General features: G+C 33.7%; 27 protein-coding genes. 19 read left to right on the top strand and 8 right to left on the bottom strand.

Annotated elements, in window-relative coordinates:
• Window positions 1–88: 88 nt before the first annotated feature.
• Window positions 89–1333, top strand: a complete 1245-nt coding sequence (locus VOI54_RS03605) for an NAD(P)/FAD-dependent oxidoreductase (RefSeq protein WP_326281353.1) — start codon at window positions 89–91, stop codon at window positions 1331–1333.
• Window positions 1334–1374: 41 nt separating this feature from the next.
• On the opposite strand, the gene VOI54_RS03600 is transcribed toward VOI54_RS03605, so the two are convergent.
• Entirely contained in the window at window positions 1375–1986 is a 612-nt protein-coding gene (locus VOI54_RS03600; RefSeq protein WP_326281352.1) for a hypothetical protein, read from the bottom strand.
• A 398-nt stretch (window positions 1987–2384) separates the two neighbouring features.
• Entirely contained in the window at window positions 2385–2990 is a 606-nt protein-coding gene (locus tag VOI54_RS03595) for a hypothetical protein (protein ID WP_326281351.1), read from the bottom strand.
• Window positions 2991–3306: 316 nt separating this feature from the next.
• On the opposite strand from VOI54_RS03595, the gene VOI54_RS03590 reads away from it, so the two are divergent.
• The 3 genes from VOI54_RS03590 to VOI54_RS03580 all read left to right on the top strand — a co-directional run bounded on the left by VOI54_RS03590 (window position 3307) and on the right by VOI54_RS03580 (window position 6894).
• Window positions 3307–4872 carry a sulfatase family protein gene (locus VOI54_RS03590; RefSeq protein ID WP_326281350.1) on the top strand — a complete coding sequence of 522 codons (1566 nt, stop codon included), beginning with the start codon at window positions 3307–3309 and terminating at the stop codon, window positions 4870–4872.
• Window positions 4873–5019: 147 nt separating this feature from the next.
• The gene (locus VOI54_RS03585; RefSeq protein WP_326281349.1) at window positions 5020–5943 is read left to right on the top strand and encodes a 3-keto-disaccharide hydrolase; all 924 of its coding nucleotides are present in this window, start codon (window positions 5020–5022) and stop codon (window positions 5941–5943) included.
• Window positions 5944–6135: 192 nt separating this feature from the next.
• Complete coding sequence (locus VOI54_RS03580; protein ID WP_326281348.1) at window positions 6136–6894, top strand: hypothetical protein; 759 nt, start codon at window positions 6136–6138, stop codon at window positions 6892–6894.
• A gap of 194 nt (window positions 6895–7088) precedes the next feature.
• Here the strand turns inward: VOI54_RS03580 and VOI54_RS03575 are convergent, their stop codons facing one another.
• Entirely contained in the window at window positions 7089–8198 is a 1110-nt protein-coding gene (locus tag VOI54_RS03575) for a formylglycine-generating enzyme family protein (protein WP_326281347.1), read from the bottom strand.
• A 149-nt stretch (window positions 8199–8347) separates the two neighbouring features.
• Here VOI54_RS03575 and VOI54_RS03570 point away from each other — a divergent pair, with 149 nt between their 5' ends.
• The 4 genes from VOI54_RS03570 to VOI54_RS03555 all read left to right on the top strand — a co-directional run bounded on the left by VOI54_RS03570 (window position 8348) and on the right by VOI54_RS03555 (window position 12552).
• The gene (locus VOI54_RS03570; RefSeq protein WP_326281346.1) at window positions 8348–9205 is read left to right on the top strand and encodes a YicC/YloC family endoribonuclease; all 858 of its coding nucleotides are present in this window, start codon (window positions 8348–8350) and stop codon (window positions 9203–9205) included.
• An 85-nt stretch (window positions 9206–9290) separates the two neighbouring features.
• Window positions 9291–9878 carry a guanylate kinase gene (gene gmk / locus VOI54_RS03565; RefSeq protein WP_326281345.1) on the top strand — a complete coding sequence of 196 codons (588 nt, stop codon included), beginning with the start codon at window positions 9291–9293 and terminating at the stop codon, window positions 9876–9878.
• Between the two features lie 8 nt (window positions 9879–9886).
• Window positions 9887–10465: a nicotinate (nicotinamide) nucleotide adenylyltransferase gene (gene nadD, locus VOI54_RS03560; protein ID WP_326281344.1), complete on the top strand. Its 579-nt coding sequence runs from the start codon at window positions 9887–9889 to the stop codon at window positions 10463–10465.
• 314 nt (window positions 10466–10779) lie between these two features.
• Window positions 10780–12552: an amidohydrolase gene (locus VOI54_RS03555; RefSeq protein WP_326281343.1), complete on the top strand. Its 1773-nt coding sequence runs from the start codon at window positions 10780–10782 to the stop codon at window positions 12550–12552.
• Window positions 12553–12894: 342 nt separating this feature from the next.
• Here the strand turns inward: VOI54_RS03555 and VOI54_RS03550 are convergent, their stop codons facing one another.
• Window positions 12895–13839 carry a nicotinic acid mononucleotide adenyltransferase gene (locus VOI54_RS03550; RefSeq protein WP_326281342.1) on the bottom strand — a complete coding sequence of 315 codons (945 nt, stop codon included), beginning with the start codon at window positions 13837–13839 and terminating at the stop codon, window positions 12895–12897.
• Between the two features lie 131 nt (window positions 13840–13970).
• On the opposite strand from VOI54_RS03550, the gene VOI54_RS03545 reads away from it, so the two are divergent.
• Complete coding sequence (locus tag VOI54_RS03545) at window positions 13971–14972, top strand: NAD(P)H-dependent glycerol-3-phosphate dehydrogenase (RefSeq protein WP_326281341.1); 1002 nt, start codon at window positions 13971–13973, stop codon at window positions 14970–14972.
• Between the two features lie 168 nt (window positions 14973–15140).
• Here VOI54_RS03545 and VOI54_RS03540 read toward each other — a convergent pair whose 3' ends face one another.
• Window positions 15141–15536 carry a hypothetical protein gene (locus VOI54_RS03540; protein WP_326281340.1) on the bottom strand — a complete coding sequence of 132 codons (396 nt, stop codon included), beginning with the start codon at window positions 15534–15536 and terminating at the stop codon, window positions 15141–15143.
• Window positions 15537–15660: 124 nt separating this feature from the next.
• On the opposite strand from VOI54_RS03540, the gene VOI54_RS03535 reads away from it, so the two are divergent.
• The 9 genes from VOI54_RS03535 (at window position 15661) to VOI54_RS03495 (ending at window position 22777) form a co-directional block, all read left to right on the top strand.
• Window positions 15661–16389, top strand: a complete 729-nt coding sequence (locus VOI54_RS03535) for a hypothetical protein (protein ID WP_326281339.1) — start codon at window positions 15661–15663, stop codon at window positions 16387–16389.
• Between the two features lie 146 nt (window positions 16390–16535).
• Window positions 16536–17369 carry a hypothetical protein gene (locus tag VOI54_RS03530; protein WP_326281338.1) on the top strand — a complete coding sequence of 278 codons (834 nt, stop codon included), beginning with the start codon at window positions 16536–16538 and terminating at the stop codon, window positions 17367–17369.
• A 467-nt stretch (window positions 17370–17836) separates the two neighbouring features.
• Window positions 17837–18286 (top strand): hypothetical protein, encoded by a 450-nt coding sequence (locus tag VOI54_RS03525; protein WP_326281337.1) that lies wholly within the window; start codon window positions 17837–17839, stop codon window positions 18284–18286.
• A 166-nt stretch (window positions 18287–18452) separates the two neighbouring features.
• Entirely contained in the window at window positions 18453–18821 is a 369-nt protein-coding gene (locus VOI54_RS03520) for a DUF2200 domain-containing protein (RefSeq protein ID WP_326281336.1), read from the top strand.
• A gap of 55 nt (window positions 18822–18876) precedes the next feature.
• On the top strand, window positions 18877–19500 hold the full coding sequence (locus VOI54_RS03515; protein WP_326281335.1) for a Type 1 glutamine amidotransferase-like domain-containing protein: 624 nt from the start codon (window positions 18877–18879) through the stop codon (window positions 19498–19500).
• A 248-nt stretch (window positions 19501–19748) separates the two neighbouring features.
• Entirely contained in the window at window positions 19749–20615 is an 867-nt protein-coding gene (locus tag VOI54_RS03510; RefSeq protein ID WP_326281334.1) for a PIN domain-containing protein, read from the top strand.
• 165 nt (window positions 20616–20780) lie between these two features.
• Window positions 20781–21548: a hypothetical protein gene (locus tag VOI54_RS03505; RefSeq protein ID WP_326281333.1), complete on the top strand. Its 768-nt coding sequence runs from the start codon at window positions 20781–20783 to the stop codon at window positions 21546–21548.
• Between the two features lie 226 nt (window positions 21549–21774).
• Window positions 21775–22269: a CPCC family cysteine-rich protein gene (locus VOI54_RS03500; protein WP_326281332.1), complete on the top strand. Its 495-nt coding sequence runs from the start codon at window positions 21775–21777 to the stop codon at window positions 22267–22269.
• Window positions 22270–22324: 55 nt separating this feature from the next.
• Window positions 22325–22777, top strand: coding sequence for a pyridoxamine 5'-phosphate oxidase family protein (locus VOI54_RS03495; RefSeq protein WP_326281331.1), 453 nt, complete (start codon window positions 22325–22327; stop codon window positions 22775–22777).
• A gap of 2 nt (window positions 22778–22779) precedes the next feature.
• Here the strand turns inward: VOI54_RS03495 and pheS are convergent, their stop codons facing one another.
• Together pheS and VOI54_RS03485 are read right to left on the bottom strand one after the other, a co-directional pair.
• Window positions 22780–23799 (bottom strand): phenylalanine--tRNA ligase subunit alpha, encoded by a 1020-nt coding sequence (gene pheS, locus VOI54_RS03490; RefSeq protein WP_326281330.1) that lies wholly within the window; start codon window positions 23797–23799, stop codon window positions 22780–22782.
• 213 nt (window positions 23800–24012) lie between these two features.
• Window positions 24013–24369 carry a hypothetical protein gene (locus VOI54_RS03485; RefSeq protein ID WP_326281329.1) on the bottom strand — a complete coding sequence of 119 codons (357 nt, stop codon included), beginning with the start codon at window positions 24367–24369 and terminating at the stop codon, window positions 24013–24015.
• A 74-nt stretch (window positions 24370–24443) separates the two neighbouring features.
• Between VOI54_RS03485 and VOI54_RS03480 the strand changes: the two genes are divergently transcribed.
• Entirely contained in the window at window positions 24444–24965 is a 522-nt protein-coding gene (locus VOI54_RS03480; RefSeq protein ID WP_326281328.1) for a CvpA family protein, read from the top strand.
• Between the two features lie 144 nt (window positions 24966–25109).
• On the opposite strand, the gene VOI54_RS03475 is transcribed toward VOI54_RS03480, so the two are convergent.
• Window positions 25110–25739, bottom strand: a complete 630-nt coding sequence (locus VOI54_RS03475; protein ID WP_326281327.1) for a carbonic anhydrase family protein — start codon at window positions 25737–25739, stop codon at window positions 25110–25112.
• Window positions 25740–25774 lie beyond the last annotated feature (35 nt).

The raw sequence follows: 25774 nt of genomic DNA, 5'->3' as shown, positions 1-25774 counted from the left end.
TTTAATAAAATAATAGTATAATAACTAAAAATGAAGTTATTTTGGATTGCAAATTTAGAATAATAAATGATTTTATACTAGTAAGTTTATGAGTGATGAAAATGTTGATGTATTAATTGTTGGAGCTGGGCCATCTGGTTGTGCTGCAGCATCTTATTTGCAAAATAACGGATGTGTGGTTAAAGTGGTTGAAAAAAGTAATTTTCCCAGATTTGTTATTGGTGAAAGTTTGCTTCCTAGATGTATGGATCATTTTGAAGAGGTGGGCTTGTTAGATTGTTTAAAAGCGCAAGATTATGAGGTTAAAGAAGGGGCTCGGTTTTTAAGAGGAGAAGAGGTTTGTAACTTTGATTTTAGTAAAAAACATACTGATGGATGGAATTGGACTTGGCAAGTGCCAAGAGCAGATTTTGATAATACACTTGCAAATGAGCTTATAAAAAGAGGTGTAGATATAGCTTTTGAACATGAAGTTGTTGATGTTGTTTTTAATGAAGATGGGTCTTCTGTAACTACTATTAAAAACAAGGAAAATAAAAGTAATACTATTGTAGCAAGATATATTATTGATTCAAGTGGATATGGTAGAGTTTTACCACGACTTTTAAATTTAGAAAAACCTTCAGAGCTTCTTAACCAATCTTCAATATTTACACATGTAAAAGATTTAAAACGCCCTGAAGGGTGGGAAGGAACGCGTATAACATTTGATGTAATTGATACCCGAACATGGTTTTGGGTAATTCCATTTTCTAATGGCGTAACGAGTATTGGTTTTGTAGGTTCAACAGAGTTTATAGAATCATTTGAAGGAACAACACCTGAAAAGTTAACTAGAATGCTAAAGCTTTCAGATTACTATAGAGATAGGTTTGAAGGTGTCGATTTTTTGTTTAACCCTATTGAAATAAAAAATTATTCTAAATCTGTAAAACAACTTTACGGTAAGGGATATGTGCTTACAGGTAATAGTGCTGAATTTTTAGACCCTGTATTTTCTTCAGGTGTTACTTTTGCAACAGAGTCAGCACTTCTTGCTGCAAAATTAATTACTAAAGAATTACAAAATATAAAGGTTAATTGGGAGGAAGAATATTCGGGTTATATTAAAAAAGGTGTTAATGTTTTTGCAACTTATGTTAAGGAGTGGTACACCGGAAACCTTCAGAAATTATTTTTCCACAAACCAGAAAACCCTGAGATTAAAAAACAAATATGTGCTGTTTTAGCGGGGTATGTTTGGGATGAAACAAATCCTTTTGTAAAAAACCATCATAGGCTTGTAAAGGCAGTTGCGCATATTATTGATATGGAAAAACAAAAAAGCGAATAATTTTATTATTCGCTTTTTTGTTTTTATTGCCTCAAGTTAATTTAAAAGGCTTTTTTCATAATTAATTTAGACAAGGTTTTTCCTGTTTTTGCATACCCTTCACCAATTCTATCTTCATTACTAAAGGTGCCTCCAAAACGGTTCCCTGGCGCATTTTTACTTGTAATCTCCAATACTACATTATCTCTGTTAGCAGTCTCCACAAACTTTAATAATGTAGTTACTTTTGCAGGTTGCCTCATTACAGCAACATTCCACCCTGGGTACACCCAAACAGTTTCTACAATAAGTGTGTATTTAGCATTGCTTAAATCTTTTTTGAAAGAAATTCCTTTTTCTTCATATAAATCTTGGTTCATTAGCTCTAAAAATTTTGGAGCATAAATTATTTCTCTACTCGCTATCCAACTTTTCTTCCAAGCTTTTCCCTCTCCTTTTCCTTTTTTTTCTTCTAAATCTGCAGCATGCTCTTGTACATATTCATCATTGGTAAGATTTTTTTTATTAATTTTCATATTGTCATATACAAACTCGACATTAATTTCTTTTTGATCTTTAATAAAATCAAAGCCTCCATTTTCTACCTTCATTTTTTGTGAATAGACTAAAGATGCACAAAAGAAAACTAAGAGAATAGTAAGTTGTTTTTTCATAAAATAAGAATTATAAGGTGGAAATTGTAATTATAAGATTACGAATATATAGAAAATTACTAAATATAATTACTCTGGATGAGTTTTAGTTGTTGTATTTTTATCATGATTTTTTTTAAGGAATAATTGTTTTTTGAAATGACAGAAAGTTATATTTCAACCAATTTTTTATTGTAATTATCTAATACCTAATTAGTAAGGATTTAAGATAAATTTGAGTGGTTGTTAAGCGATTATGTCCAAGCTTTAATGGAATCTACAAAACCTATAATATTTTAGGTAAGGAAATAATAGATGAAGGTATTATAACCAAAGGAGAAAACACTTTAAATGTTAGCAACAAAGGCTTTCAATTTTTTGAAAGCCTTTGTTTTACTAAATAAAATCTTAATTATAGTCTACCACTCGTCTTCCTGTTCCTGATCTGTTATATAATTATAAAGACTTTTATGTAAACTATTAAACAAATCTTCTAATTGAGAAGGAACAAGCTCATGACCGGCTTTTATTTCTCTGTTATCAGAATATAACTCAGTTTTGTCAAAATTAAGTTTAACCTTAGCTTTCTTTTTTCCATAAGTAGTTCTAAAAAGTAAATCTTTAGGTTTAAAGGTGTATGTACCGTCCTCAATAATCACATCTATAGAGATAAATGCATTTTCACATGTCCGTTTAGAGTCTTCATTTAAGCATATAGCATTATTGACATTTCCTCTTAAGTTAATTTTTTTACTGTTATTTTTTCCGGTTTCATCATCATAGTCGTCATCATGGTCATCTTCTTTTGCCTTATTTTTTGGTTCAGTGAATTTTTCTATTCGCCATGCTCTTGCTTTGTTTATAAGATCAGTTTTTGTCATTCCTTTTAAATTAACAGCAATAGATCTGGGACTTAGACCTTTTTCTGTATAGGTGAACTTTTCTTCTTTTGAAGATTCATTTGCTTCCTGAGCAAATACATAGGAAGACATTAAAACTAACGTGAATAGGATAATTTTTTTCATAATTAATTATATAATAATAGTTTATATCCGGGTCGAAGATAATAAATAAATTTGGATAAAATGCATTTTACCTGATTTTAATGCTTTTCATCGTATTTTTAAATATAAAATAAACATATTTCGTATTAATTGGATTACAAATAGTAATAGCTAAGAACAAGTAGAAAAAGATAAACTAATAAATGAAAAATACAGGCTTCTTTTCTATATTGCGTGGTCGCTTTGAGACAATAAAACAACCAACAGCGATATTTGTTTAAAGAAAAGCCGGGATATTTGAATTTTTAATCTGCAAAAAACCAAAAACGAGATAAACATGAAAAAATTAAATCAAGTTATAATATTAGCACTTATGGTGCTTTTGAATATAAGTTGTAAAGAAAAAGCAAAAGAACATGTAGATAAAGTCGCTACAGAGAAAACACCTCCAAATATTATTGTCATCTATACAGATGACTTAGGTTATGGCGATGTTGGTTTTAATGGTGCTACAGAATTAAAAACCCCTAATTTAGACAAGTTGGCAAATGGCGGCGTGCGTTTTACAAATGGTTTTGCGTCTTCTGCAACCTGTACCCCCAGCAGATATGCGTTACTTACCGGGGTATATCCCTGGCGTGAAAAGAATGCTAAAATATTACCGGGAACAGCGCCTTTGATTATTGGAACGGACCAAATGACTATTCCAAAAATGCTTAAGTCTAAAGGCTATCATACAGGAATAGTAGGTAAATGGCACCTAGGTCTGGGTACGGGGAATGTTAATTGGAATGAACGTGTAAGCCCGGGGCCAAATGAAGTTGGTTTTGATTATTCATACATTATGGCGGCAACTCAAGATAGAGTACCTACGGTATATATTGAGAACGGTAATGTAGTTGGATTAGATCCAGATGATCCTATTGAGATTAGTTACAAAGAAAATTTTGAAGGACAACCAAATGGTAAAGATAATCCGGAATTACTAAAAATGAAATGGCACCATGGTCACAATAGTAGTATTGTAAACGGAATACCCCGAATTGGATTTATGAAAGGTGGTGAGGCTGCCAAGTGGAAAGATGAAGATATGGCCGACCATTTCTTAAAAGAGGCTCAGGACTATGTAAAAAAACATAAGAACGAACCTTTCTTTTTGTACTATGCTATGCAACAACCGCATGTGCCCAGAACACCGCATGAAAGATTTGTTGGGGCATCCGGCTTAGGTCCCAGAGGCGATGTTATTGTTGAAGCAGACTGGTGCATAGGTGAGTTTATTAAAACGCTGGAAGAAGAAGGTTTGCTGGAAAACACTTTAATTGTATTCTCAAGTGATAATGGCCCTGTATTAAATGACGGTTATTATGACGATGCTGTAGAAAAACTTGGAAACCATACACCTGCCGGAGGATTAAGAGGAGGTAAATACAGCCTGTTTGAAGCCGGTACACGAGTACCATTTTTTACTTACTGGAAAGGGACTATTCAACCATCAGTTTCAGATGCTTTAGTTTGTCAAATGGATTTATTGACGTCTTTAGCAGAATTGGTTGGTAGTGACTTAAAAGTTGGAGACAGTGAAAATCTGTTAGATGCTTTTATTGGGAAATCAGATAAAGGAAGAGATGAATTGGTTATCGAAGCCACGTCCAGAACAGCCTTTAAAGCAGGTGATTGGGTTATGATTCCTCCATACAATGGACCTGCCGTTATAAAAAATGTTAATATTGAAATAGGAAATGCTCAGGGTTTTCAATTGTATAATTTAAAAGAAGATATACAGCAGCAAAACAATTTGGCTGAAACCCATAAAGAGAAACTTGAAGATATGATTGCAAAGTTTGAAGCAATTAGAGGAAAAAGTTACAATAAAAAAACACAAAAAATTGAACTAAAATAAAACCTTTTCAGTTTAGTTTATATCACAAAGAAGGCTATGATAGCCTTCTTTGTGATATAAACAATGTATTGGGAGAACATTATGGGCGTAATAAATTAGTTTTATATTAGCCCAAAAACAAACAAAAAACTATAGCAATCAAACAGTATGAAAGCCTTTCTTTGCAGTTTAAGCAACTCAAAATATCCAATACTATTTCTTTTAATACTTGGATGTATTATAAGCTGTAAGTCAAACAAAAATGTTGAAAAGGAAGAGTGGATAGCCCTTTTTAACGGAAAGGATTTGACCGGTTGGGATATTAAAATATCCGGACTGGATCTCAATGATAATTATAAAGAAACATTTGTTGTAGAAGACAGTATGTTGAGAATCAGTTATGATAACTATAAAAGTTTTGATAATAAATTCGGGCATATATATTACAACAAACCATTCTCATATTATAAACTCAGTTTTGATTACCGGTTTACAGGAGAGCAAACCAAAGGCGGAGCACATTGGAATGTAAGAAACAGCGGGATCATGCTACACTCACAATCTGCAGCCAGTAATGAGTACCATCAAAATTTTCCGGTTTCTGTAGAGCTACAATTGCTTGGGGGTTTAAGTGATGCTAAAGACAGGCCTACAGCAAATGTTTGCACACCAGGTACTGCTGTTGTTATGGGAGATACTATAAACTATAAGCATTGTATTTCTTCAGGTTCTAAAACGTATTTTGGAGATCAATGGGTACATGCTGAGGCTGTTGTTATGGGTGGTGAATCCATGATCTTTATTGTTGAGAAGGATACGGTATTCCAATTTAAATCTCCTCAGATAGGAGTAACCAAACCCAACACGTATTACAAAGGAGAAAACTGGGAAAATTGGGGAATGACCACTGAACTTTGGAGTAATAAAGCCGGGGATATTATCCCTGAAGGTTATATTGCATTGCAGGCAGAAAGTCACCCGATAGACTTTAAAAATATTAAGCTGCTGGACTTATGTGGGTGTATGGATAAGAAAGCTAAAAACTATAAGTCCTATTATGTTAAAGATAAACCGGATTCTTGTATTTATTAAAGCTTACTGAAATTATAATTCACTTTATTACTCATCAAATTAATGAGCTTAGGGATTAAATTCTTTTTGTAGAGTTTCAAAATTTATTCTTTTAAGTAAAAAAAATGCCTATTTTTATAATATCACAATTTTTAAAAATAACGAACCGTACATTAATCAAAACTCAAAACTCAAAATTCAAAATTCAAAAAAATGAAAAACCTATTCTTTACCATTTTAGCAGTTCTATGCTTCCATTTAACACTTGTAGCCCAGGAAGAAGAAAAAGATGTAGATGCCTCAAAACCCACAAACCTGTATACCCAGGTTAATGCCAATTTAGAGTCGTCATTTTCAAAAGGGCAAAACCTTTATGGTATGCGTTTTAATGTTAGGTATGCTTTCAATCCTGATAATTTAGTATTGGCAGAAGTACCATTTATGCATAATGACAGAACCAATAAGTTTGGAGTCAGTGACGCCAGATTAAGATATTTTAGCGTAGTCAAAAGAAATATCAGTAAAAAATTTATTGCTATTGCACCGTTTACAGATATAACGGTTCCAACGGGATCTTTTGAGAATGGTTTAGGTACCAGTTCCTGGTCTATTGCGGTAGGGAATGTATTTGGATTTGTGTTAACGCCTAAACTGGCAATTTTCCCAGGGATTAGCTATGTACACGTTACAAAGCCTTCTACAAATCTGATTCCTGACGAACTTAAGTTTTCAGGTAATGGAATTGGATTGCAATTCAATGCCAGCTACTCCTTTAGTAAAAGAACGTTTCTGTTTATTAACCCCTCTCCCATATTTATGAATACCAATTCAACATGGAAGGCTGTATGGTGGGGAGAATTTAATTTAAACCATGTTTTTGTTCCAAATAAGTTTTTGGCTAATATTTTCTGGGGGCCAAATTTCACAAATGAGATTAATGTGATCCGCTTAGGAGCTACGTTCTTTCTCTAATTTGGGATTAAAAAACTTAAACACTGAATAAATAAAAGAACCTATCTGAAATGCGTCATTCAGAACAGAATGAGCCTGTCTGCGAGTAACGAATCATTGAGATCATAATGCTCATTATACTCAAATACATAAGATTCTTCGCTTTGCTCTGAATGACACAAGATACAATCAATAAACTTTTCAGATAGATTCTTTTACTTTATAAGCATTTCTGGTGTAGCAACAGTTCTAAACCCTACATGCTCTGAAGAAGAATCTAAACTTGTACCCATTCTAGATGATACTCTATAACTGGCACAATAAGAATCGCTACATAAAAAAGATCCACCTTTAATCACTTTTTCTTCTATATAAGGATTGTTGGGATTATAGGGTTTGGTTGCTCCTGTTGGGTTAATTGCTGCAGTATTTGATGTAGCACGTTCATCATAATATCTTAGATTGTACCAATCTGATGTGAACTCCCAAACATTACCCGCCATATCAAAAAGGCCAAAATCGTTTGGCAAATAAGATTTAACCGGAGCAGTTCTTTCAAAACCATCTTCTAAAGTATTTCCCACGGGGAATTCACCCTCCCAACTATTCACCATTTTAGAAAGCTGAGATTTGTCGTCTCCCCAAAAATAAGTGGTATTGTTTTTATTAGCACGCGCAGCATACTCCCACTCGGCTTCAGTAGGTAAACGCCTTCCGGCCCATTTACAATACGCTTCAGCATCTTCAAAACTCACATGAACAACAGGGTGGTTTTCTTTCCCTTCAATGGTGCTTTTAGGCCCACTGGGGTGTCTCCAGTTGACACCAATAGACCATTGCCACCATTGTGAAAAATCATATAAATTGGGTAACGACGATTTTGATTTTTTAAATAATAAGGATCCCGGTTGTAAAATACTATCATGAGGTTTAGGCGTGCCTTCAGGAAGTTGCTTTTTCATTTCTTCCCAGTCAATTTCACGTTCAGCTATAGTTATATAACCTGTTTCTTCAACAAATTTTGAAAACTGTGCATTAGTAACTTCAGTAATATCCATGAAAAAACCATCTACAGTAACCGGGTGCTGAGGTTTTTCCTGTTGCATGGCCATGTTATCATGAGGAACAGCGCCTTGCATAAAAGAACCTCCGGGAATCCAAATCATGCCGTTTGGCGGATTGGTTTTGATATGGTCTGTCTTATCTTGAGAAACTTTGTTGGACATAGTTGCTTCTGTCTCATTAGTTTCAGTCTTTTTATCTTTACATGCCACAACTATTAATAATCCAGTAACAATAATTCCTAAATGCTTAATCGTTTTCATTTATAATCTTTAAATTTTAATGCTGTAAAAATATCTATCTCTGTATTTAAAACCTATTTATTGTTTTTAAAGTATTTTTTTAAGTGCCTTTAATCTATTTTCTATACCTTAGGTTTTAATTACCTTTGCATAACTTAATACATGCGTTTATGATATATTCAATGACAGGTTACGGAAAATCTGTTTTGCAATTACCCACAAAAAAAGTTACTATTGAACTTAAATCTTTAAACAGTAAAAATTTAGATTTAAATGCAAGAATGCCTTCCATTTACAGAGAAAAGGAACTATCCATACGAAAAGTTCTTGCAGATAAACTGGTTCGAGGAAAAATAGATTTTTCCATATATGTTGAAGCTACTGCTGAAGATACATCCTCTCAAATAAACGCTCCCGTAGTTAAACAGTATATGGCGCAATTAAAAGATGTAGTTTACGGCAACGACATAGATCTGTTAAAAATGGCCGTACGTTTTCCCGATGCTATAAGTACAGTAAGAGAAGAGATTGATGAGACCGAGTGGCAAACTATAGAGGTTGAAATGAATAAGGCTGTAAACGATTTAATTAATCACAGGCTAAACGAGGGTAAAGTTTTAGAGCAAGATTTTAATGAGCGCACTGTGGCTATTGAAAAGCTTTTAGAACAGGTTATTGCCATGGATCCCGAGCGTATTGAAGGTGTAAGAGAACGTTTATTGAAAGGCGTAGAAGAGCTTAGGGAAAAATATGATGAAAACAGGTTTGAACAAGAGCTGGTGTATTATATTGAGAAGTTTGATATTACTGAAGAAAAAGTTCGTTTAAAAAACCACCTGGATTATTTTACAGAGTCCATGAACTCAAAAGACTCCAACGGAAAAAAACTCGGATTTATCAGTCAGGAAATGGGAAGGGAAATTAATACTATAGGTTCTAAAAGTAATTATGCCCCCATGCAACAATTGGTAGTTCAAATGAAAGATGAATTGGAGAAAATTAAGGAACAATTATTGAATGTGCTCTAATTATAACGAATCATTCAGTACATGTTTAATGATTCTCCATGTCAGGTTAAACCAAATGAGACCACAACTAATACTAAGATAGTTTTTGGAAAATAAAGAACATAAACAAGGAAAATTAATAGTGTTTTCAGCACCTTCCGGCTCAGGGAAAACAACTATAGTAAGGCACTTGTTGGGAATAGAAGATTTAAACTTAGAGTTTTCTATTTCCGCTACATCAAGAGCAAAAAGAGGTACCGAAGAAGATGGAAAAGATTACTATTTTTTATCAGCTAAAGCCTTTAAAAACAAAATCAAGAATGACGAGTTTTTAGAATGGGAAGAAGTATACCGTGATAACTTTTACGGTACACTAAAAACCGAGGTTGAACGTATTTGGGCCAAAGGTAAAAATGTGATTTTTGATATTGATGTTTCAGGCGGATTGCGTATTAAACGTAAGTTTCCGGATGAAACATTAGCGGTTTTTGTAAAGCCTCCAAGCATTGATGAGTTAAAAATCCGTTTGAAAAAGCGAAAAACAGAAAGCGAAGATAAAATCAATATGCGGGTAGCAAAAGCTTCAGCAGAATTGGCAACAGCACCTTTGTTTGATACTATTATTACCAATGATGATTTGGATAGCGCTCTTGAAGAGGCCTGTAAACAGGTTAAAGATTTCATAAACTCTTAATTGGATCTATGAAAGTTGGATTGTATTTTGGCTCTTTTAACCCCATTCATATTGGGCATTTGGTCATAGCAAATCACATTGCAGAATACAGTGACCTGGATCAGGTTTGGTTTGTGGTAACTCCACATAATCCGTTTAAAAAGAAAAGTAGTTTATTGGATAATTACCAACGACTGGAGATGGTTTTCCGGGCTACAAAGCATTACACTAAATTAAAACCAAGCGATATAGAGTTTAACTTACCGCAGCCTAATTATACCATAAACACATTGGTGTATTTGGAAGAGAAATATCCAAATCATGAGTTTTGCTTAATTATGGGAGAAGACAATCTGAAACATTTCCATAAGTGGAAAAACGCGGATTTAATTCTTGAAAATTATCATATTTATGTCTATCCAAGAATTCCAAAGCAAAAAGTAGAAACTAAATTTGATGATCATAAAAAAGTGCATTTTATCAATGCACCGGTTATGGAAATTTCTTCAACATTTATTAGACAATCCATTAAAGAAGGTAAAAATGTTCAACCCATGTTACCACAGTATGTCTGGGACTATTTGGACGAAATGAACTTTTATAAGTAGCTGTTTTTTCATCACATTGATCTGGTAGGAACAGAAAAGCAAGATTATTGACAAAAAACATTTTTAAAAGCGTTAGAGTTCTTGTTTTTAGATGTTTGAGAGCTTGACAGAAATTAAAATTTTCAGATGAAATAAATTGAAAGTGTCGGTATTATTAGCTAATTTCGGTTGGGTTTTTTTAAACTGGTACATCAAAATAATAATTATAAATAATTAAGATTAGATGGTCACGTTATTATATTTAAATGCATTACCCTTTACATATGAAACAAGATTTATATCAAACAAATCATAATAATTAAAAATCAAACCTTATGAAAACGTTTTCAATTAAACTACTCATGCTGCTAACACTTACTATAGTGGCTTGTAAGAATTCAGAATCCAAATCTTCTGATGAAACTATAGATTCCAATGTAAGTATGTACTATGGAGGTGATATTTTAACTATGGAAAAGATGGAACCAACCTATGTGGAATCTGTAGTAACCAAGGACGGAAAAATTGCTTTTACCGGCTCTCAGGCAGAGGCGGAAAAATTGTTTAAAAATGCTAAAAAAATTAATCTTGAAGGAAAAACTTTAATACCAGGATTTATTGATTCGCATTCGCATTTTTCTCAAACAGCAATCAAATTGAGTTTGGTTAATTTAGATCCTTCTCCGGCGGGAAATGTAAATAGTATTGAAGATATTAAAAATGCTTTAGCAAAAGAATTAGCTGATAACCCTGAAAAGTACAAGGATGAGTCCAGTTGGTTACTTGGTTGGGGCTTTGATAATGCCATGCTTGCGGAAGAAAGGTTTCCAACAAGAAAGGATTTAGATGAAATAAGCACGGAATATCCAATTTCCTTGATTCATTTTTCCAGCCATATGATGGCTATGAATAGTCTTGGATTGGAAAGAGCCGGGTATTTAGATAAAGGGTATGTTGTTCCAGAAGGGGGGGTGATGCAGCGTTTTGAAGATTCAAATGAGTATAGTGGCGTGATTGAAGAACAGGCTATGTTAGCTGCTATGAATACCATAGGAGAAGATATTAGTGGTGTTCCCGGTAAATATGTAAGTATTCCGTTGCCGGATGAAGACATGAAAAAGATGCTATTACAGGCTCAGGATTTGTATATAAAGAATGGGTTTACAACTGTGACCGATATGGCTACAACAGATGATGTTTATAGGCAAATTAGTGATCTTGCAGAATCCAATCGTTTAAAGGTAGATGTTGGAATGGCCTATTATTCGTTATTGACAACACCGGAAAATGTAAAGAAACTATATGCGCCTGATTACAAAAACCATTACCGGGTTATAGGAGGCAAATTAAACCTGGATGGTGGAACTCCCGGAAGAACAGCTTATTTAAGACAACCATATCATACACCAACTCATGGGCAGCCTGCTGATTATAGAGGCTATTCTTCTATAACTGATCAAAAAGATATGAATGATTTAGTGGGAAGTTATTATGAACTGGAAGTGCCATTTTTTATCCATGCCCTGGGTGATGCTGCTGTAGATCAATGTATTGATGCCGTTAAATATTCCGAAGAGCATTTTAATTATGATAATTCCAGAACTCAAATCATACATGCACAACAGGTACAGCCAGACCAGTTTGAAAGCTTAAAAGATTTGGATGTAACCTTTACTTTTCAAATCACTCACAACTTTTATTTTGCAGATTTTCATAATGAGTATATTCTGGGACCAGAGCGTACGGCCAGGTTAAACCCAGCCAAAGACGCTTTAAATAGTGATTTTTCTGTAACCATTCATCATGATTCACCGGTGCACCCGGTTGATCAGATCTCCCTGATGTGGATTGCTACTAACAGAGCATCCAGAAGTGGAAAAGTTTATGGAGAGGATCAGCGTTTAACGGCCTATGAAGCGCTTTATGCCAGTACAATGGCCGGGGCTTATCAATTTAAAGAAGAAAATATCAAAGGATCGTTAGAAGCAGGGAAATTGGCAGACCTTGTAATATTAGACAAAAACCCTTTGAAAACAGATATTCAGGCTATTAAAGATATTCAGGTGCTAGAAACCATTAAAGAAGGTGAAAGTGTTTATAAAAAATAGTATAATATAAAGTCTTTTGCTCTTAGAGAGTACAGAACCTAATGACATTAAAAAGGCTCCTTATTAAAGGAGCTTTTTTAATTTGTTATCTTTTCTTAAAAATACTTCACCTGTTAAGTAAACAATAATGAGGCTTTCTAAAAAGTGTCATTCTGAATGATAATGAAGATTCTCCAAGGAGCATAATACGCTAGCTATCAAAATAATAAGATTCTTCGCTTTGCTCTGAATGACAAAATAAATCACTTTTTAGACTAGCTTCTTTAAAAGAACTAAAACAAAGAAACCGCCTAAAGCAAAGCACTTTAAACGGTTTCTTAACTAAATAACCAACCAAAATTTTTATTTAACCCTCGTGTTTTCTCTTGGGTTGTCTACTTTATGTTTTCGAAACTTACGTTTCTTGTCTTTTAATACGTTTGATCGTTTCTTACCATCAGCGGTTTTTAAGTACTGTATATAGCCTCGTCCTTTAAATTGATAAACAGTTTCAGACCTGGGGTGAAACAACTCTATGGTTTCATCGTCTATAACGCTCAATTCAAAATATTCATTGTCCAGAAAATCATAATCTAATGTTAAAGTTTTTAGATAGGCATCACCACTCACATCACCTACGCCATATATCCCAGTATAGTCCCAGAAAATGTAATCCGGATTAATTCCGGTTTCATCCTGTGAGCTTTTAAAGGTAGAGTCGTTGCCTCCCGGTAAAAACTGTAAATAGTTTTCATTGTCAAACTCATTTATAGCTCCAAATTCACTGGTATATGTTTTTTCCCAGGCCTCATACTCCTGTAAGAAATAATGAATATTGTCATAAAACACAAAATCATAATCAAATTCGTTACGTTGGTAGCCCTCCAAAAAATAAGACGTATCATTATTAGGGTTATACAATTCTATTCTGGTACTGTTAACCTGAAAGATATCAAAAGTTTCAAACCCATCTAAATCGTGAGTCACATCCAGGATCATCTCATAAGCATCATACACACCAATATCAATACCAAACCCATCACCACTATTACCTATCCCTACTATATTATTATTAGCGTATACTACACCATTTATAAATGATATGGTAAAGGCCTTTTGTAAAAAAGGAGTTTCACCATGACCTTTGGTGGCATTAATATCAACATACCACAACTCATAAGAGCTTAATAATTGATTTAATGATAAGGCTGCTGGTTCTACATAGTCATCCACTATACGTTCTGAATAACATGAGGTAAGCAGGGTGGTAGTAAGTACAACACAAAAAAGTAATTTTATAGTTTTCATAATCGTAAAGTTTTGGGTTTATACTTAACTAAGTTTCAAAACATGTGCCAAAAAAGGAAAGCTTATATTTCAATAGCTTATAATTCATTAATATTTTCTGTATTTTTGACCGGTAAAACAGATTGTTTTTTATGGATAGACCTTTAAAATATGCGGTTTTTGGAGCAGGAAGTTGGGCAACAGCTATAGTAAAAATGCTTTGTGAAAACTTAAATGAAGTGGGGTGGTATATGCGCAGTGTATATACCAAAGAGCATTTGTTGAAAGAGCAGCACAATCCTAATTATTTGAGTTCAGTTGAATTTCATTTAGAGCAATTAAAGCTTAGTAATGATATTAATGAGATTGCCAATTATGCGGATGTTTTAATTTTTGTCATTCCATCTGCCTTTATACATGGTGAATTAGAAAAACTGAATATTGATATCTCTGATAAAATAATTGTTTCTGCGGTTAAAGGTATTATGCCGGAATCCGGGCTTTTGGTCGGCGAACATTTTCATGATGTCTATAATGTCCCTTTTGATAATATTGCTGTAATAGCGGGGCCATGCCATGCAGAAGAGGTGGCATTGGAGCGCCTGTCTTATCTTACTATTTCCTGTTCAGATGAAACTAAGGCTAAGGTTATTGCCAATAGATTAAGTAGTGATTATATTAAAACCAAGATCAGTGACGATATTATTGGAGTGGAGTATGCTGTAATGCTCAAAAACATATATGCTATAGCCGCAGGCATTGCGCATGGCTTGGGTTATGGAGACAATTTTCAGAGCGTGCTTATGAGCAATTCCATTAGAGAGATGAAACGTTTTATTAAAAAGGTTCATAAAATGAAGCGTAACATTAATAATTCAGCGTATTTAGGCGATTTATTGGTTACCGGATATTCTGTATTTTCAAGGAACCGTATGTTTGGAAATATGATTGGTAAGGGCTATACGGTCAAGTCTGCACAAATGGAAATGAATATGGTAGCCGAAGGCTATTACGCCACTAAGAGCGCCCATTTGCTAAATCAAAAAAATGCAAAGAAAACACAGATTCCCATTATAAATGCTGTTTACCAGATTTTATACGAAGGTAAAAACCCTAAAAAGGTATTTAAACGGTTGACCGAGAAATTGGATTAAATAGGATTGTCATTGCAAATAACGACAAGGCATGAAGTGCTTTTATAGTTAGTTATAGCATGTCATTACGAGGAGGTACGACGAAGTAATCTTTCGCCTTTAAAGATTGTTATACCTTACCAATATTGTATTAGCAACTAAGTAAAACGTTGTTGTTTGGAGGATACATTACTTCACCAAAACACCCTTTACCTCCATGAGAGGAATGGGTTGCAAGGCCTTTAAATTAATGGTGTTTTTTCTAAAAAGGTATGTTTTGTCAAGCATTTGGTTGCCCTCAAAAAAAGACACTTTAAACGTGTTATTTAATGCAAACAGTTCTTCCTGCATCAATTCTATTTTAGCATAACTTTTTTTAGGCAATACATCTATTTTTTTTCTAAACACAGACGTGGTTTTATTTTCAGAATAGCCACTGGTAACAATTAGCACCATCTCCAGGTCCACATCTTTTTCGTTGATAATATAGGCGTTCCAGTCCTGGGTTTTGTAAATAGCATTGTATTCATTTACAATAGCAATATAAACCCCTTCAACCTTAGGGATAGAGATGTCTTTTTTCATCTTTGTATGGCGTTAGTAACGGATTGCAAAAATAGGGGATTTTATGATGTGTTAAAGAGAAACTAAATAAATTGATGCCAAACAATAAAATACCTATTTTCGTTTAAATTGAAAATCAAAAAAAATGAAACCGCTATCTTCAGTTAAAACACTTGTAACTTGCCTGATTATGTGTGTTGTGAGTATATCAGTACCGGCACAATCCAATTCAGATAAAGCTGTCACTATTGCTAATGATGTTGTTAAGGCTATGGGAGGTATGGAAAATTATAATAATACCCGTTTTATACAGTGGGATTTTGGAAAACGCATCCTGTACTGGGATAAGTGGACAGGTGATGTAAGGATAGAAAACCCGGAGAAGGCGCAGGTGGTTTTAGTGAATATCAATACCCTTACCGGAAAAGCTTATGAAAACGGAAATCTGGTGACCGATAAAGTGCAAACCAAAAGTATGATCGACCAGGGAAAACGCTGGTGGATTAATGATTCTTACTGGTTGGTTATGCCGTGGAAACTGGAAGACCCCGGGGTGACTTTAACGTATGTAAGTACTGAAAAACTCCCTGATGGGCAGATGGCTGATGTGTTACAACTGACGTTTAATGCTGTTGGTGTTACTCCACAAAACAAGTATTACATTTATGTAGATCAAAAAGATAAGCTAATAAAACAATGGGCATTCTTTAAAGATTTTAATGATAAGGAACCCCGGTTTACTATGCCATGGGATAATTATCAAAAGGCCGGCACTATATTACTGTCTTTTAACCGAAGTGATTTTGGACCTAAAAATGTGGTTGTAAAACAGGAATTTAATCCTAAGCTGTTTACTGAATTGGATTATAAATAGAATGGGTTTGGTTAAAGTTAAAAGGAGCCTTAGGGGTATTAACAAGATGTAAATGTTTTATCTTTAAGCTCTACATGGCGTTTTTTTAAATATATAGGAAATAAACGCAATAAAGTGTGTTTATTAAATAGTTGTGGTGAATAAAAATGAATTGGTTTAAGAAAAATATTGGCAATAACAGACTTTTAAAGTTGTACAAAGCTGTTACCCAATCGGAAGCAGAATTATACGACACAAAAGGCCTCATTGAATTATTGCTTGCAGAGTTTGACCACTTGAAACTTAACTTGAACAGTTTTTATATTACAGGTCCATACCCCAATGATGGATGGAAAACCAAGAAAGGGTTTGTAAACGGATTAAAAAAAAAGGAATTCAAAAATGTACATCATTTAATGATTTCAGATTCAGAAGACTCAATGTTCTTCAACTTTGAAAATTGGTCTCACAACAGGACCATTGAAGTAGAATCCGATTCAATTGTTTTTGAATTAATGTTTGACGAAAACTTAATTACAAATCAAGAATTGATTTCATTAGGAAAAAGGCTAAATGAAGTTCTCAGTTTTGAATATGGCTATGTATTCACCCAATCAAAGAGACTCTCAATTTCTGAAGGAAAAATTAAAAATGGATTCTTCTCCTATTCCGAAAAAGAGAACCCTGAATTCCGAAAATGGTCGAGATATGAATCCGCTACCAAATCTGGGTTTATTAGAAATATCTATGAGCTGAATTTTATTTCACCGAAACACTTTGAAAATGAAGAATTGAGTGCGGTAGTTAAAAGTCTTGGGCAATTAGAAAATCATAGTAGTTATTCAATTTGGACACTTACAAAAAAAGAAGTTGAACAAGCTATTAATCAATTAAAAACATCTTCGTTTCTTGTGAAAAATGAATCATTTAATGAAACAGAAATTTGTCGACAAATTGATGATGAAATAAAGAAATACTCACCACAACAAAGAGGTGTATAGTGCATACTCTTCGGGATGCGCACCATACACCAACCGTTGTGGTTAATTTCAAAATGACAATAGACGAATTAAAATTAAATATTAAATGGTGGGAATCTAAAAGGTGGATTTTTAATCTGGCTTTTGGACTTGTGGGAGTTTTTACAATTTATGACGGCCTTTCTAGAGGTGACTACTCTTGGACAAGGGCCGACACATTTGGAATAATATATTGGGGAATTGGAGCCAATATACTCTACTCACTTGGAACTCTATTGAAATTGTTTGACTGGTACTATTTGAAAAACGGAATCGGAATAAAAAAGTTTCGAATGATATTTTTTATAATCGGACTTTTATTTAGTTGCGCTTGGACCTTATGGTGTGGTTGGCTTTATTTTGCGAAGCCTCATTTATGGTGAAAAAACGGAATCTAAAACTGAATAAAAAAACTAACCATACAAACCGTTGGCAATAATTTTAAAAAAATGAAAAAAATATTAACTGTAATAATTTTGAGCTTCATATTTCAATATTCTTTTGCTCAATCTTGTGAAACATTTGGAATAAAATGTACTGGCAAGATAAATTCAAAATCTCTAATAATTCAAAAAATTAAACTTCCTGCAATAAATTTTTTATTAGGAAAAGAAGGAATAAATTTGAAAAATAGGTTTGTAGAAGTAAAACCAAACGATAATAAATTTGATGTTATTTTAGGTATTGAATATGGTAGTCGTTCAATAAAACCAAAAAAATTACTTGATTTTATCAAAACCAAAAGAGACTTCATTCCTATAATTATCAGTGCTGTTAAAAATGGAGAAAATAAAGATATTGAAATAATATTAACCTGGGAAAATGTTGAAATGAATAAACTTGAAAACAACTTTTCAGGACTATTTGAACTAAACCTTAATGAAATAAATGTAGAATAACTATGCACGCACCGTATAAAAATAATTACGGTTTAGTACTTAAACAAGGGTGTAGCATATTTGCTACATTTGATTTTCCTATGGAATACCCCCCGGAGGTAAATTGGCAACTATTCTTATGCATAAGTGTTAGCACCAATTAATAAAAAATTAAAAATACATATCAATGAAAGTAACAGCTGAACATAATGAACGCATAGCAAAAATGACTTTTAGTTCGGTTTATCCGCATTACGTGACTAAGGTGGAGAAAAAAGGCCGGACTAAGGAAGAATTACACCAGGTGATAGAGTGGTTAACCGGTTTTGATGAAGACAAATTACAAGAGTTTATTGAAAACAGGGCCACATTTGAAACATTCTTTCAGGAAGCAGAATTAAATCCAAATGCACACTTAATTAAAGGAGTCATCTGTGGTTATAGAATTGAAGACATTGACAATTCACTAACACGACAGGCAAGATATTTGGATAAGCTAGTAGATGAATTAGCAAGGGGGCGTAAAATGGAGAAAATTTTACGAAAAGAAAAGTAATAAAACCAACCGCTTATACAGAATGTTGGCAACCATTTGAAAATGATTCTAATTAATGACATACTATCTATCTTCTTATAAATTTGGTGATAAAGTTGAAGCACTAAAAAACATACTTTTTCAAGGTGCAAAAATTGGCCATATAAATAACTCTCAAGATTGGACAACTGCAAATCCGGAAATTAGAGATAACCATTTAAAAGAAGAAATGGAATTTATGGACAATTTAGGTTGTATTAGTGAACATTTAGACTTAAAGGATTATTTTGGAAAAGAGAATAAATTAAGAAATAAAATTGCTTCATTAGATGGAATCTGGGTTTGTGGGGGAAACACTTTTGTTTTAAGACAAGCCATGAAATTAAGTGGATTTGACAATATCTTTATAGAATTACAGAAACGAGACGATTTTTTCTATGGAGGCTATAGCGCCGGAGTATGTATCCTTTCAGACTCATTAAAATATATTCAATGCGTTGATAATCCTAATGACTTTCCTTATAAAGAGATTACCGAAACAATATGGGAAGGATTAAATGTGTTCAATTATGGAATATTACCTCATTATGATTCGGAACATCCAGAATCAGAAGACATTGAAAGAGAGGTTAAGCGATGTATAAATAATAAATGGCTTTTTAAGACATTGCGAGATGGAGAAGTTATAATAATAGAATAATAATCTGTTGCCAACAACAGTTCCTATAAAAGCACTAACCCAATACTTCAAAATAAATAGTTGTTGATTTTTTACTTTACTTTACTTTGTAAGCAAACACCTCGTTTTTGTTATATTTGAGAAGCCATTAAATTTATAAAACGTCACTGCGAGAAAACAAAATGTAATGGCGTTTTAGCGGCAGTCTACCGTTTTAAATATATGAGGAATAAACGCAATATTGTGTTTATTCAATAGTTGTACACAATATGAACGAAAATTTGTCCTACATAGAAAAATTAAAAACTCAAATTGATAATATTGGAATTATTATAGATGAGATGTTGGACAATTCTTCAATTTATTATCACGACCCAAATGCAAATAGCAATGTGTTAATTTTGGGAGCAAGTGTTTACCATTGGGGAGAAAAAGACGAAAAAAATCAAATCAAAATACGAGAAGAGTACAATTCATTTTATTCAAATTTTGAACTTTTATTACATAAAGCAACACCAAATATTTTAAGAAAAATAAAAAATGCTAATGGTAGAATTATCAACTTGATTGAGCAGAAAAGAGCACCTTCGTCTATCGAAGGAGGAAAAAAGTCCTACCAAACGCAAACCAAAGTATTTAAAGATTTTTTAGAGCTATTAAATAAAGAAGATAATCGAATAGTTATTTTACCAGATACAAACTCGCTAATTCAATATCCTGACCCAGCCGACTATAAAATCATTGCGGATTCCGAAAAGTTTGACTTTGTAATTCTACCAACTGTTTTATCCGAATTGGATAAATTAAAAATATCGCACAGAAGTGAAGATTTTAGAAAGAAAGTCAAATCAGTAATAAAAAGACTAAAAGGTTATAGAAAACAGGGAAGTGTTTTAAAAGGTGTGAAAGTAAATAAAACTATAACTGTTAAAATGATAGCGACTGAACCAGATTTTGATAAAACTCTGAATTGGCTTGACCCAAATAATAACGACGACCGAATTATCGCTAATGCTTTAGAATTTCAAGTAAATAAACCGTCTGACAATGTAATTTTTGTATCAGCTGACATAAATTTTCAAAACAAAGCAGAACTAGCTAATTTGACTATATACGACACAGATGAATTGGGATGAAATACTGTGTACAACAATGCATAACCGCAATTACGGCGGATTCGACTACGTCTGAATCCACTCGGAATTGCTAACGTCTGTGCCAAACCGAAAATTAACGCATATTAACCCGTAACTGACGGTTATACGACACCGTTGTAGCTAATTAACAAAACGAAAATAGAAATGAAAAAACAAATATTAATTTACATCCTATTCAATATTTTTCTTTTACAAGGTGTTTATCCTAATTCAAATAAATTAAAAACCATGAATTATGACAAAAATGCTAAAAACATAGAGCTTCAATTTAAAGTTTCAAAAACAAAAATGATACAAAGAATTGAAAAAATATGGAATTGTAAAGTATTAGATTTAAAAAGCATGATTCTTAAATTTAATGAAATTAATAAAGATTATATCATAATTGAAATTGAATTAGAAAAAAAGAATATTAAAGAAGATTTCGAATTTAATTTAAGAGCTACATCAAAGATTTTGAATAGGCATATCTTAAATCTAAAAGATTTTAAAGGAGCTCAATTAAATTACATTATAAATACAGCCAATGAAACGAAAAAAAATAGTGAAATCATATTTGAAATCCCTGATAAGTACCCTGTTTTAAAAGAATGTAATAAAAATTTAGATAATGAAGACATGAGAAAATGCTTCTCAAAAGAGCTAGGAAAACATATTAACAAAAACTTTAATACAACTATTTTAAAAAAAATGGGGTTAAAAAAAGGAATGCATAAAATTCCTGTTTATTTCACAATTGATAAAACTGGAAAAATCATTGATATCATACCTGATAATAAAAATGAAAACGAAAGAGTTAAACTAGAAGCATATAGGGTCGTCAAGTCAATAAAAATTATGACTCCTGCTTATAACAATGGTAAGTTTATTAATCTAAAATTAGTAATTCCTATAGCTTTTAAAATTGATTAAAAACTAGCTACAACAACGTATCCTATAAAAAGCACTAGCCCAGTTTTTAAAGTTATTTAATTAGACTTCATAAAAGACCATTACCTACAACGATAAAACCCCAAGCTCCTATTTTAAAAAAAGTTTTACATTTACATGATGGACCTTAAACGGATAGAGGCAGAGGAGATAAGAGCTTAAAAAAATAAATACCAATGTCTTTTTACTCACAACTATTTAGAAAACAATGACCGAAAAAGCCGTATTTGATAGAAGCAAGTTGACCGTAGAAGACAAGGCTCTTTTGGAGGCTTTTCAAAAAAGAAGAAGCGCTATCCGTAATTGTATTAATGAAAATAATTTAAAATGTACAATTTGCCCGGGGTGTGGATTCCCTACGTTCACTGAAGATTGGTTTCAGGATATTTGTAGTGTCTGTAATTGGCAGCATGACGGACAGGATGATCCGCATGCCGATGAAATCTGGGGTGGGCCAAACCATGACTTGTCCTTAACGGAAAGCAGGTTAAATATTTGCAGGTTGCTAAAAGAAAAATCTGAAAAGCTCAAAGATGAAATTAATGACGAGCCGTTTGAAATCCTTGAGACACTTAAAATTCACAATGAACGAATGGATTCATTTGATGAAGAGAAAATGAGGCATGCTTTTCATGATGACCCTATTTGGAAAGCATGGAATGAAGTCGGGAAGCAAATTTTAAATGATTTAATAAAAAGATAAGCCCAACAGTATGGGGTAATTCTATTGGATCATAATTTTTATAAGCATGGTACTTATGACCTTAACCCAGGATATTAAAACGTATATAGATAAAAGTGTATTGTGCTGGTTGGCGACGGCTTCAACCACCAATATCCCCAATGTGTCCCCTAAAGAGGTGTTTACTTATTTTGGAGATGACAGTGTTATTATAGCCAATATAGCCTCTCCTCAATCGGTTAAGAATATAAAAGCAAACCCAGAAGTTTGTGTGAGCTTTATTGATGTTTTTGTACAAAAAGGTTATCAATTAAAAGGGCAGGCGGCCATAATATCTAACGTAGATCATGGGTTTCCTGAAATGGAAAAAGTACTTTTGAAAATTACTGAAGGCCAATTCCCGTTTTCATCCATTACAAAAATTAGGATTACAAGCTCAAAACCCATAATAGCCCCTAAATATATCCTGTATCCTGGTACTACAGAGCAACAGCAAATTGAAAGTGCTAAAAAAACCTATGGGGTTTAAAGTTACAGAGCGCTTTTAAACTGCTCTAAAAATCTGACATCGTTTTCACTTAATAGTCTAATATCTCCTATTTGATGCAATAGCATGGCAATACGGTCTATACCTACACCAAAGGCAAATCCTGAATACTCGGTAGGGTCAATGTTACAATTTTCCAGTACATTGGGGTCTACCATACCACAGCCTCCAATTTCCAGCCAGCCGGTACCTTTGGTGATCTTATGATCGGTTTCAGTTTCCAGTCCCCAATACACGTCTATTTCTGCACTGGGTTCTGTAAATGGGAAATAGGACGGGCGTAAGCGTATTTTAGATTTTCCAAACATCTCTGTTGTAAAATGCTGAAGAGTTTGTTTCAGGTCTGCAAAACTGACTTCTTTATCTATATACAAGCCTTCTACCTGGTGGAAAAAACAGTGTGAACGTGCTGAAATAGCTTCGTTTCTGTATACTCTACCCGGTGATATGGTTCTGATAGGTGGTTTGTTATTTTCCATATAACGCACTTGTACAGAACTGGTATGGGTACGTAATAGTATATCCGGATTGGTTTGAATAAAAAAGGTATCCTGCATATCTCGGGCAGGGTGGTATTCCGGTAAGTTTAAGGCCGTAAAGTTATGCCAGTCGTCTTCAATCTCAGGGCCTTCACTAACATTAAAACCTATACGTGAAAAGATATCTGTAATTTGATTTTTTACTATAGAGATAGGGTGGCGTGCACCAATTTGAATAGGATCTCCGGGACGCGACAGGTCGCCATAAACACCTTTTACCTCTTCCTTATTTTCAAGCTCATCTTTTAGAGCACTTACTTTCTCCTCAGCTGTTTTTTTAAGCTTGTTTATAGTTTGTCCAAATTCCTTTTTTTGGTCGTTTGCAACATTTTTCAACTCGCCATAAAAACCTTTTAACACCCCTTTAGAGCCTAAATATTTGATTCTGAAAGCTTCTACCTCTTCTTTGGATTGTGCTTTAAATTCCTCTGCTTCAGCTATAAGTTCTTTTATCTTATCTATCATGATATATTCAAAATGATGGCAAATTTACTGTTTTTTACGTGAACTGCGTTAGGGATTGCGGTGGAAATCCTTTTTTGTATGGCCAAATAAACTGTCGTCTTTTTATTATTATTAAAAGTTGGACAGATTATGCAAAAAATGGGGTTAGCAGTAACAAACAAAAAGACTACAATTAGGGAACCTGCCTACTGGCAGGCAGGCGCCACAATACATTTAATTGATGTACTGGGTTTCTACAAAATAGTTTACTATGGCTTCTTTCATTAAAACACTTTGCTCACCAGCCTTAAGGTGTGGCAATGTTTCAAGTACTTTATAATGTGGCCAGCCATCATCATCCACAAAATCCAGCTCATAAAACCCATAGGGCGCCAATAGCTTGCATATAGCAATGTGCATAAGATCCAGCTTTTGGTCTTTTTTGAAGCGTCTGTTTAATTGCCCCAACTCCTGTACACCTATTAAATAAATTATAGCATCAAGATCTAATGGATCTCCATCTGCAAATTGATCGGATAGTTTTTCAACTACCAAATCCCAGCGTTCTTTTAATTTCTCGTCTCTGGACATAATATTTTTAACGCTGCAAAGTTAATAAACCATATTGTGACTATATATCATATATTTGTTGAAATTGTTAAATTATGGGTGTTATTGATATTGTTTTAGGCGCTTTAATTTTATTTGGGCTTGTTCGTGGTTTTATGAAAGGCCTTTTTGTTGAAGTAGCGTCTTTAGTGGCTTTAGTGGCCGGTGTTTATGGGGCTATTCATTTTAGTAATTTTGCAGCCGGATTTTTGCAGGCCAAAACCAACTGGGAAGAGAACACCATTAATCTCACGGCGTTTGCCATTACTTTTATAGTTATTGTTTTAGCTATTGCTCTTGCCGGAAAAGCACTTACCAAACTTGCTGATTTTGCTGCTTTAGGAATTTTAAACAGGCTGTTGGGAGGGCTTTTTGGGGCTTTAAAAATAGCCCTTATTTTAAGTGTTGTACTGAATATCTTTGATAGAATGAACAGCACCATACCTTTTGTTGAAGAAGAAAACATTGAGAATGCTATACTGTATAAACCAGTAAAGGCACTGCTCCCTATGATCTTTCCTGTTATTTTATCTCCGGAAGAAGCGGATGAAGAAATAAACCTTGATAATGAGGCATAAAAAAGCCGTCTGAAAAGTAATTGATTTTGTCATTCAGAGCGAAGCAAAGAATCTGATGATTTCCTGCTACCCTCATAAATGAGGTTCAATACATCTGGAATAACACTTTTCAGACGGCCTTTTAAATTACCGTTTTTTATATAATCACAGCATTTCTACTTTACCGGAAGACAGCATATAAACGCCACCAGCAATCTGGATATCTCCATTAGCTTCCATTTCCTTTAAAATAGGGCTGCGTTCTTTTATACGCTCTATAGTAAGTCTGACATTATTTTCAACCGTTTTGGCTACAAAGTCACTATTGCCGGAGTTTAGTTCACCGTCTACTTCATCGGCACTTTTCTTTACTGCCGGTAGAATGTTTCCTAACATATCTGTGATGTTTCCAAGCTCTACTCCGTCACAGGCCGCTTTTACAGCACCACAACTTTCATGGCCCAGGACAAGAATTAACTTGCTTCCTGCTACTTTACAGGAGTATTCCAGGCTTCCTAAAATATCGGTGTTTTCAAAGTTACCGGCTACACGAGCCACAAAAATATCACCAATAGCCTGATCTAAAACCGTTTCAACAGGAACTCTGGAGTCTATACATGATAATACCACAGCTTTGGGGTATTGCCCGCCTACGGTTTGTGAAACCAGTGCCGAATTATCAACAGCCTGCATGTTATTATTTACAAATCTTTGATTGCCTTCTAATAGATCATTAAGCACGTTTGAAGGCGAAAGTGCTGTTTGTACGTCTTTGGTTACTGCTATATTTTTCATGTGTTTAAGTTTTTATTGTTTAATTAACTTAGAAG

Origin of the sequence: Alterotamlana spongicola (genome assembly GCF_035818475.1) — a bacterium.
Lineage (GTDB): Bacteria > Bacteroidota > Bacteroidia > Flavobacteriales > Flavobacteriaceae > Cognatitamlana.
The sequence above is the reverse complement of the archived record's forward strand: the minus strand, read 5'-3'. Positions and strand labels throughout refer to the sequence as shown.